The sequence below is a fragment of the Trinickia sp. genome, from assembly GCF_051961175.1.
Lineage (GTDB): Bacteria > Pseudomonadota > Gammaproteobacteria > Burkholderiales > Burkholderiaceae > Trinickia.
This window is the reverse complement of the sequence record NZ_JBQCDN010000032.1, coordinates 1-9531: the sequence shown is the minus strand read 5'-3', so window position 1 is coordinate 9531 and position 9531 is coordinate 1. Positions and strand designations below refer to the sequence as shown.

Here is a 9531-nt window from a genome sequence, read left to right as displayed (position 1 = left end):
AGGGATCGTCATCGGCAGCAGCGGCGTGATTTCCACCGGCGGCCGCTTTGTCGCGTCCACGCTCGATACCGACAACACGGCCTTCATGAACGGCTCGACGCAGACGTTCTCGAGCCCTCCAGCTACGGCTACCGGCACCGTCGTAAACCTCGGCACAATCGCCACGAGCGGCGGCGACGTATTCCTGATCGCCAACAAGGAAGTCGACAACGTCGGCCGCATCAGCGCACCGAACGGTACTGCCGAGCTGGCCGTCGGGCAACACGTGCTGTTGCAGGATTCGACGCAGAGCCAGCAAGTGTTCGTCCAACAAGGCAGCGCCGGCAAGGTCGTCAATCGCGGCGCGATCAAAGCCGCACAGATCAGCCTGCAAGCGGCCGACGGCAATGTCTACGCGCTGGCGGGCAATCACTCGGTGCTGCGCGCCACCGGCACGGCGAAGCGTGACGGGCACGTCTGGCTCGTCGCCGATACCGGCAGAGTGTGGCTGGACGGCAAAGTTGAAGCAACCAATGTAGACGGCAGCGGCGGCACTGTCGATACGAACGCCGCGACAGTTCGCATCGCCGGTGGCCCGACCGTGATAGCGAACCGGTGGAATATCACCACGCCCAGCTTCACGATCGATGGCTTGGCCGCGCCGGTTTTCCAAAGCAACCTCAATCGCGGCACAACCATCAACCTACAGACAACCGGAGCAGGTGGCGCCAGCGGCGATATCGACGTCGCATCGAGCATCCAATGGAGCGGCGCGGCCTCGCTCACGCTCGGGGCCTATCACTCATTGACGATCGAATCGGCAGCGAAGCTGAAAAACTCCGGCAGCGGAAATCTGACGCTGCGCGCCGACGTACAAGGAATCGACAACGGCGGCAGTGTGACGAACAACGGCACGGTGGATTGGTCGAAGAGCCATGGCATCGTCAGCCTGTTCTACGACATGAACGGCACCTACACGCCCGGCACGCTGCTCGCCAATACCTCGTGGACGTCGCCCGCTTACAGCGGCCTCGTCACGCAAATCACGGGCTACCAACTCGTCAATTCGTTGATGGATCTGGAAAACGTCGCCAACCATCTCGCCGGCAATTACGCGCTTGGCAAGGATATCGACGCCAGCGCCACCAGCGATGGCTCCTACGTCCCACTCGGCAGCGGCAATACGGCGTTTACCGGGCAATTCGATGGACAAGGCCACACCATCAGTTCGCTGACGATACAAGGAACAGCGGAAGGCGATTCGAACTCGCAGCCGATCGCATCAGGTCTATTTGGAACCCTGGGCGCGAGTGCCGCGGTACGCGATCTGAACGTCAACGGAACCGAGTCGGTGTTCAGTATGGATTTCGTTAGCTCGGGGATGGGCGCCGAGGGGATCCTTGCTGCCTACAATTACGGGACGATCTCGCACGTGAACACATCGGGAACGATCAACAACCTCGCCGGAGTCCAGAGCAACATATTCCTGGATTCCACGCTCGCGGGCGGGCTCGTGGGCGTCAACCACGGCACGATCGAACGCTCGGCGAGTACCGTCGCGAGCTCGACAGGCGGGACATCGGGCGGGCTCGCCGGTGAGAACGACGGCGTCATCACGCAGTCGTACGCCGCGGGGCACGTTCAAGGTCTCGAACTCGACGTGGGGCCCGGGGGTAGCAATGCCTTCACAGAGGCGAGCGCAGGCGGGCTTGTCGGCACGAACAACGGAACGATCACACAATCGTACGTCTCCGGTTCGGTATCCAACCTCTGCTACAACCAATCGTGCAGCGTCGGGGGCCTCGCCTACACCAACAACGGGACGATCAGCCAATCGTTCATCAGCGGTTCGATCGGAGGAACCGGCCTCACATCGCGCTACGGAATCGCCGTTGCGAACCAAGGCACGGTCGCGAACAACGTCTACTGGAATACGGATACAGGCGGCACCGTTGGAGTTGGATCGGGTACGCCGGTGCCGGCTGCAAACGGCCTGACCACGGCGCAGATGAGTACACCTTCGTCGTTCGCCGGTTACGACTTCGGCCCGAACGGCGCATGGGCCATGCCCGCCGGCTCAACTTCTCCCATCTTGCGATGGCAGCTCACGTCATCCGTCAGCGAGTAGCCGCCCGAACTGGCGCTGCCGCAAACGGTCATCGGCAGTTCGAATTCCCGCTACACGATGGCGGGATCGACTGCCCTTTTGGCGGTGGTGACTATCGATGGCATTCATACGATAAATGAGACTGGAGGCCGCCCACTCGCCGAGTGGGTTCGCCGGTTACGATTTCAGCGCGAATGGCCCGTGGGACTTGTTCCCCAGCTCCTCTGGCCCCGTCTTGCGATGGGAGATCACGCCGCCCAGTCGCCCAGTAGCCCAGTAGCCGCTCGCGCAGTCAGCTGCGCAGGCGCCACGGGCTGCGCAGCAGTTCGCCCGCTCCCCGCGCGATTACAAATTGGCGCGATCGGCCGTCATTTTGGCCAGCCGGAAGTGTGCAGAAATTTTTAAGATGACCGAATGATGGCCCGCTCCCGCTTGCAGAAAGTGCGCGGCGAAGCGGTTGCAAGTCCCAAAAACTGGGGTAACAGGGATGCTTCTCACTTCGGTATGAAACAAGCACGCCGCTCGACTCGCACGACCCGCCCGATACCTCCATTACTCGCATCACTCACACCGATATCGGTAGCCGTTTCGCTCTGTCTGCCAGCCGTCGCGCTTGCCGCGGGGCCGTTGCCGCAAGGCGGACAGTTCGCCGCCGGAACAGGTTCGATCAGCGGCACGACGACGTCCCTTACCATCAACCAAACGTCGAATCGTGGTGTCATCGATTGGAACAGCTTTTCGATCGGCGGCGGCAACCACGTCAGCATCAATAACGGCACAGGCGCCACGCTCAATCGCGTCACGGGCGCTACCGCTTCGTCGATTCTCGGCACGCTCTCCGCCACCGGCAGCGTCTATCTGATCAACCCGCAAGGGATCGTCATCGGCAGCAGCGGCGTGATTTCCACCGGCGGCCGCTTTGTCGCGTCCACGCTCGATACCGATAATGCGGCGTTCATGAATGGCTCGGCCTTGACCTTCTCAGGCCCGTCCGGCACCCCCACCGGTACCGTCGTCAACCTCGGCAAAATTGCGACGAGCGGCGGCGACGTGTTCCTCATCGCCAACAAGGAAGTCGACAACGTCGGCAGCATCAGCGCGCCGAAGGGCACGGTCGAAATCGCCGCGGCGCAACAGGTTTTGTTGCAGGATTCGACGCAAAGCCAGCAAGTGCTCGTACAGAAAGGCAGCATCGGCACCGTCGTCAATCGCGGTGTGGTCGAGGCGGCGCAAATCAGCCTGCAAGCCGCCGACGGCAATGTCTACGCGCTGGCCGGCAATCATGCGGTGCTGCGCGCGACGGGCACCGCCACGCGTGATGGCCATGTCTGGCTCGTCGCCGATACCGGCAGGGTCTGGCTGGATGGCCCCGTCGAAGCAACCAATGCAAACGGCAGCGGCGGCACCGTCGATACCACCGCAGCCAGATTGCGGATTGCGGGCGGTCCCGCGGTGCAAGCGAAGCAGTGGAACATTACGATGCCCAGCTTCACGATCGACAGCATCGCCGCACCGGTCTTCCAGAACAACCTCAACGCCGGGACATCCATCAATCTGCAAACGAGCGGCGCAGGCGGCACTACCGGCGATATCGATGTCGCATCGAGCATCCATTGGAACAGCGCGGCGTCGCTCACGCTCGGCGCCTACCATTCGTTGACAATCGAAGCAGCCGCGCTGTTGAAGAACACCGGTAGCGGTAATTTAACGCTGCGCGCGGATTCGCAAGCGATCGACAACGGCGGCAGCATCATCAATAAGGGGACGGTGGATTGGTCCGCCTGCGGAGGCATCGTCAGTCTCTTTCATGACATGAACGGGACCTACACCCCCGGCAGGCTCCTTGCGAATCCATCGTGGACCGCACCGCCCGGCAGCGGTCTTTTAACGCAGATCACCAGCTACAAGCTCGTCAATTTCTATAGCGACCTGGAACATGTCAATGACGATTTGGCGGGCAACTACGCGCTCGGTCGAGACATCGATGCAAGCCGGTCGAGCAACGGCTCCTACGTCCCAATCGGCGGAGGCGACATCGCATTCACCGGGCAATTCGATGGGCAAGGCCACACGATCACCGCCTTGACGATCCAGGGAACCGGCCCGCAAATAGTGGGGATGTTCGGCACCGTGGGTTCCGGCGCGGTCGTACGCGATTTGAACGTGAACGGCAATGTGTCGATGGGCCTGGACCCGCAAGACAATTGGGAAGACGCCATCGAGGGCATCCTGGCGGGCATGAACCAGGGGACCCTCTTACGTGTGAACACCTCCGGCAGCATTTGGGACGTCCAGTCCACGCAGAATGTCGCCATCGCTGGGGGACTCGTCGGCGTGAATGTGGGGACGATCGAGCGCTCGAGCAGTTCCGCGATCGTGAACTCGGGGTCGGCCGGCGGCCTCGTGGGGGAAAACGACGGCCTCATCGATCAGTCGCACGCCTCGGGACAGGTGCAAGGGGCAACCGCGGTGGTCATCACAGCCACCGGTCCCGGCGGTCTCGTCAGCGATAACCATGGAACGATCACCCAGTCTTATGCCACGGGCACAGTCGTGCCCGAATGCAACGATTCTGCGTGCGGCAACGCCGCCGGGCTCGTCTACGACAACGTCTACGGCGTCATCGGCCAGTCGTTCGCCACCGGCACGGTGGACGCCGGGCGGTGCGGAGCGAACAGTTGCGGGATGGGCGCCGGGCTCGTGTTCGATAACATCAGCGCGAAGATCACCGAGTCTTACGCAACGGGGACGGTGCTGGCCAACGGCTGTGTCAGCCCTTCGAATTGCGGGAGCGCCGCCGGGCTTGTCTATGACAACAACAACGGGCTCATCGCGCAGTCGTTCGCCACCGGCTTGGTGCTGGGTGCGACCGTGCAGTCGCCGACGGGTCCGCAACGCCAGAGCTACGGCATCACCGCCGACAACGAAGGCGTGATCGGGAGCGACGTGTACTGGAACACGCAGACCACCGGTACCACGATCGGCGCGGGACTCGGCACGCCCATCCCCGCTGGAAACGGATTGACCACGGCCCAAATGTCGAATCCGGCTAACTTCTCAGGTTGGAATTTCGGCGCGGGCGGCGATTGGGTCTTGCCGACGGGCGGGAACCATCCGGTCTTGCGATGGCAGCTGGCGCGGGCTTTGAGCAAGTAGTCGTCGGCGGTGAGACCGCGCAGGGGCGGTCTCAGGAGGCTTCGGCCACACTGGCCATCGCGCCTACCAATCGTATTTGGCACCGGCCAGCACCGTTCGCTCGTTGCCGAAGGCGCAGACCGCATACGATTGGCAACCGCTGATGTAGCGGCGATCGAAGAGGTTGTCCACGTTCAACGAAAAACGCCAATGGCGCGTGTCATAGTGCAGCGCCGCGTCGTACAACGTATAGCTCGCAACCGTGAGCGAGTTGTCCGGCGCACCTGCTGACGCGCTCTGGTAGCGCATCCCGCCGCCGATACCGAATCCCGCGAGGGCGCCGGCATGAGAGGTCCAGTCAGCCCACAGCGACGCCATTTGACGCGGCCGCGCAATATCGACGGGCCAGTTGTTCAGCGATGCGTCATTCGCCTTTACGTTCTTCACGTCCTGATCGATGTACGACGCGATGATCGACAGGTCACGCGTGATATTTCCGACTGCGCTCAACTCGATACCGCGCGAGCGCACCTCACCGGTCTGCACGGAAGACAAGCCGGTCGGATCGAGCGTTCTCGGCGTCGGGGTCACCACGTTCGTCTGATTGATCTGATAGGTGGCCGCGCTCAACATCAGCTTGTTGCCGAGCGGCTGCCAGCGCAGCCCCGCCTCGATCTGCTTGCCACGTGTCGGCTGCGGCAAGGCGCCGCCGAACATCCTCACACCGATGATCGGATTGAACGATGTCGCATAGCTGACGTATGGCGAGAGCCCATAATCGCCGCGATACGTGAGGCCAACGCGGCCCGAAAACGCGCTGACGTCTTGTTTCGTCTGTGTGTGCGCCGTACGGTCGTCTTGACGCACGTTGACCCAATCCTCGCGGCCGCCGAGCGTGAAGGTCCAACGGTCCCATTGGACTTGATCCTGCGCGTACGTACCGACCGTACTCATCGCCGTATACAGATTCGGGTGGCCAATGAACGTCGGGCCCGAGAAAATCGCACCGGTGACCGGCGTGTAGACAGGATGGTACAGGTTCAGGCCAGGCGCCAAAGCGAGCCATTCGCTGTCGGTCGTCGTCTGCCGATTGTATTGCGCACCGAGCAGGACCGTATGCTCGAGCGGCCCCGTGCCGAAACGCGCCTGCGCAGAGTTGTCGATATCGACACGGCTGTAGTTGTATTGGAACAGCCCTGCGTAACGTGCGATGTTGGTCATACTGCCCGGCGCGAAGCCGGCGCCGAAGACCGAGGCGTCGTCAAGCGACAGGTGCATCCAACGGACGTTCTGGCGCAGCGTCCAGATCGAATCGACGTTGTGCGAGAACTGATAGCCGAGCGACCACTGCTTCTTCCGGTAGTCGTTGAACGTCGGATCGCCCGTGTAGACGTCATGCGTCAGCTGTCCATTGGGATTGGGCAGGACGGTACCTCGCGCAGGCAGGAAGTTATGCGAGAAATCGCTCGAGTCCTGCAGGTAGGTAGCCGTGAGCGTAAGCGAGGTGTCGGCATCCGGGCGCCAGCGCACCGAAGGGGCCAGCGCAACGCGCTGCTGCGCATGCGGGCCGGTCAGCGCATTGCCGTCGTCCGCCATGCCGACAAACCGATAGGCGTATTTGCCGCCGGCGTCGAATGCGTCGCCGATATCGAGCGTCGCCTCCTTTCGCGCGTAGTTGCCGAGTTGCACCCCCGCCTCGCGCACGCGCTGCCCGTCTGCCTGCTTCGTCCGCACATCGATGATCGCGCCGGGATCACCGGCCCCGTAAAGCACCGACGTCGGCCCGCGGAGGATCGCAATGCTATCTATCGCAGAGGGAGCAACGCGCCAGTCGGCGATCGGTGTCGTCGCCGGCACTTGCAATCCATCGACGAACAGCGTGGGCCGAAAGCCTCGGAGCGAGGCATACAGGTCGGAGCGGTTGTCGGATCCATACGATCCAAAGCCCGGCAGGTAGCGCAGCGCCTGATTGAGATCCGTCGCGCCCGTCATCTCGATCTGCTGCTTGGTGATGACGTTGATCGTTTGGGGAATGTCGGCGATCGGGGTATCCGTCTTCGTGCCCGTTGCCGTGCGTGTACCGACCAGTCCAACTGACGGCGCATTGTTCGCCACGCCGTTCACGACGATCTCGGGCAACGTGGTGCCGATCGCGGCGCGATCGTCCGCGGGTTGGGCTACCTGCGCGTAGGCATGCGCAGCCGCCATGGCACACAACATGGCGCCGGCAGCGGCCGCACGTCGTCCGTTAGGTGGCGTTTGCTTCGCGGGGCTGCAAGGCTGCGGTGAGGTGCGCTCAGCGTACGAATACGAATGACGTGCACGCTGCGGGCGAAAGAGATGTCGCGATTTCATGTATTTCAATGTGGTGGGAAGATGCACGGACGGCACGATACACGAATAGCTGCTGTTAGACGCGTCATGGAACAAGGACGTTGGCCCAAGTGTTCTTGTTCTTGGGCACGGGCGTTGCCTGCCTGATCTATTACTTTTTTCTGCAGGAACTTGGAGCCGTTGCCGCTTGGGGTTCGACCTACATTGCGCCCGTGGTCGCACTGCTGATTGGACCGTCAACTGAGGAGAGAAACATCGTGACAGAACCGGACCTGCGCACCCTCTACCTCAATTACATCGATTGCCTGAATAAACGGGAGTGGGTGTCGCTCGGCCAGTTCGTCGCGGCCGATGTCAGTCATAACGGACGCCCAATCGGCCTGTCGGGCTATCGGGAGATGTTGCAAAAGGACGTCCGCGAAATACCGGACTTGCGCTTCAACATCGAACTGCTTGCGATCGAAGCGCCTCTCGTCGCGAGTCGTCTGCGGTTCGATTGCTCGCCCACGTCCACCTTCATGGGATTGAACATCGGCGGCAAACGAATCACCTTTGCGGAGAACGTGTTTTACGCATTTCGCAACGGCAAGATCGCAAGCGTATGGTCGGTGATAGACAAGAGCGCCATTGAAGGGCAACTGTAATCGGCGCCATCCTCAGTCGGGGGCCTACATTCGAGAAATAGGTTCGCTCGTGCACGGAAGGCCCGCCGAAGGCGCGTTGAAATGCTCGTACCGCGATGACATCCGTGCGAGCGATGGAACAGGCCCCTTCCAACCAGCGACAGTCCTTTCGGATGAAAGAAGGACTAGGCCGCGCATTATTGCTGCTGCCCGGTGCTGCCATGGCCTTGATCTTGGCACCGCGTGGCATCGAATCATTCTGGCCGAACTTTCTGTTCTATTGGCTTACCCAGGCGCTACCGCTGGTCGGCATGATGCTGCTCGGATCCCGGCTGGCACTGCTCGGTGGTTCGGCTACGGCCCTGTTCTGTTTCCTGCTTCTATGCTGGCAGGTCATTGACCAGTCCGTAGCTTGGCTGTTCTATGTGTTCGGCGTTTACGGCGCGACTATCATCGCGCTGGTCGCCAGCGACTCATGTCGCGTGCCGCGGTCAGCGCCTGCTACAGCCTATGCCGTTGGCTTCAGTGCCGTTCTTGCAGGCACGCTTCTACCGTTGATAAAACTCGTTCTTGGCTAGGTTTCGTCGTTGCAAGGTCAGACAGCGGAGGGCTCACAAAGCCAGCCACTTGCGCAATCTTGCGCCATGCTTCGCACGCCATCCCTGGCAACGCCGCCGTGCGGCTCAAGGCGGTATAGCGCTAGTAGTTATAGCGCTTAGCCTCGACCGCAAAGGGACGTCCTCTTAAAGAATTCTCTCCTGCGCGGCGCAAGCCACTCAATACGTCAGCTGAATGATGCGCGAAAATGGCCCGCATCGTCGCCGCCCCGCAGGCATGCGCGTTGCATACCATTCACTCATCCATCGGCCGCGAACGCATCGCGCGGAAAGTGAGAGGAGAGCAATCATGAGACAAACAGTGGTCGGGGTTTTCGACAGCTATGCGGATGCCTGCGGGGCGCAGAAAGCGCTAGTCGACGGCGGGTTCTCGCAAGCCGATATTTCGATATACGCAATGTCGACCAGCGGGTCCTCGATGCGAGGGCCGCGGGTCTATGCCGCCGGTGGGGCGGATGTGCGCCACAGCCACAATACACCGGTATTCGACCAGCTCGAGCAACTGTTCGCGCGCCTCTTCAAGCCGGGTGGCTACCCGCCCGAGACTGAGGACTATCGGGAAGTCATCCGCCGAGGCGGGGCAATCCTCAGCGCCGACGTTTCCGAAGTGCATGTCGACCTCGCCTGCGACATCATGCGTCGCGCCGGTGCGACCGACATCGGCGAGCGCACCAAAGCCTGGCGCACCGGAGCGGGCGAACAAGCGAAGGAGGAGCCGATCCGCGGCAGCGTGGAC

The 9531-nt window shown here is 61.8% G+C and carries 5 protein-coding genes and 1 pseudogene; 5 read left to right on the top strand and 1 reads right to left on the bottom strand.

What is annotated here, in order from left to right:
- Positions 1-2107: beta strand repeat-containing protein (locus tag ACTHL0_RS02150; protein WP_440564939.1), on the top strand; the 2107-nt coding region annotated here is incomplete at its 5' end.
- 606 nt (positions 2108-2713) lie between these two features.
- Complete coding sequence (locus ACTHL0_RS02145; RefSeq protein ID WP_440564938.1) at positions 2714-5242, top strand: two-partner secretion domain-containing protein; 2529 nt, start codon at positions 2714-2716, stop codon at positions 5240-5242.
- Between the two features lie 63 nt (positions 5243-5305).
- Here ACTHL0_RS02145 and ACTHL0_RS02140 read toward each other — a convergent pair whose 3' ends face one another.
- Positions 5306-7429, bottom strand: a complete 2124-nt coding sequence (locus tag ACTHL0_RS02140) for a TonB-dependent siderophore receptor (RefSeq protein ID WP_440564937.1) — start codon at positions 7427-7429, stop codon at positions 5306-5308.
- A 383-nt stretch (positions 7430-7812) separates the two neighbouring features.
- On the opposite strand from ACTHL0_RS02140, the gene ACTHL0_RS02135 reads away from it, so the two are divergent.
- The 3 genes and pseudogenes from ACTHL0_RS02135 to ACTHL0_RS02125 form a co-directional block, all read left to right on the top strand.
- Positions 7813-8199, top strand: coding sequence for an ester cyclase (locus ACTHL0_RS02135; protein WP_440564940.1), 387 nt, complete (start codon positions 7813-7815; stop codon positions 8197-8199).
- Positions 8200-8312: 113 nt separating this feature from the next.
- Positions 8313-8756 (top strand): hypothetical protein, encoded by a 444-nt coding sequence (locus ACTHL0_RS02130; RefSeq protein WP_440564936.1) that lies wholly within the window; start codon positions 8313-8315, stop codon positions 8754-8756.
- A gap of 328 nt (positions 8757-9084) precedes the next feature.
- Positions 9085-9531, top strand: a pseudogene (locus ACTHL0_RS02125) (hypothetical protein); the annotation flags it as partial.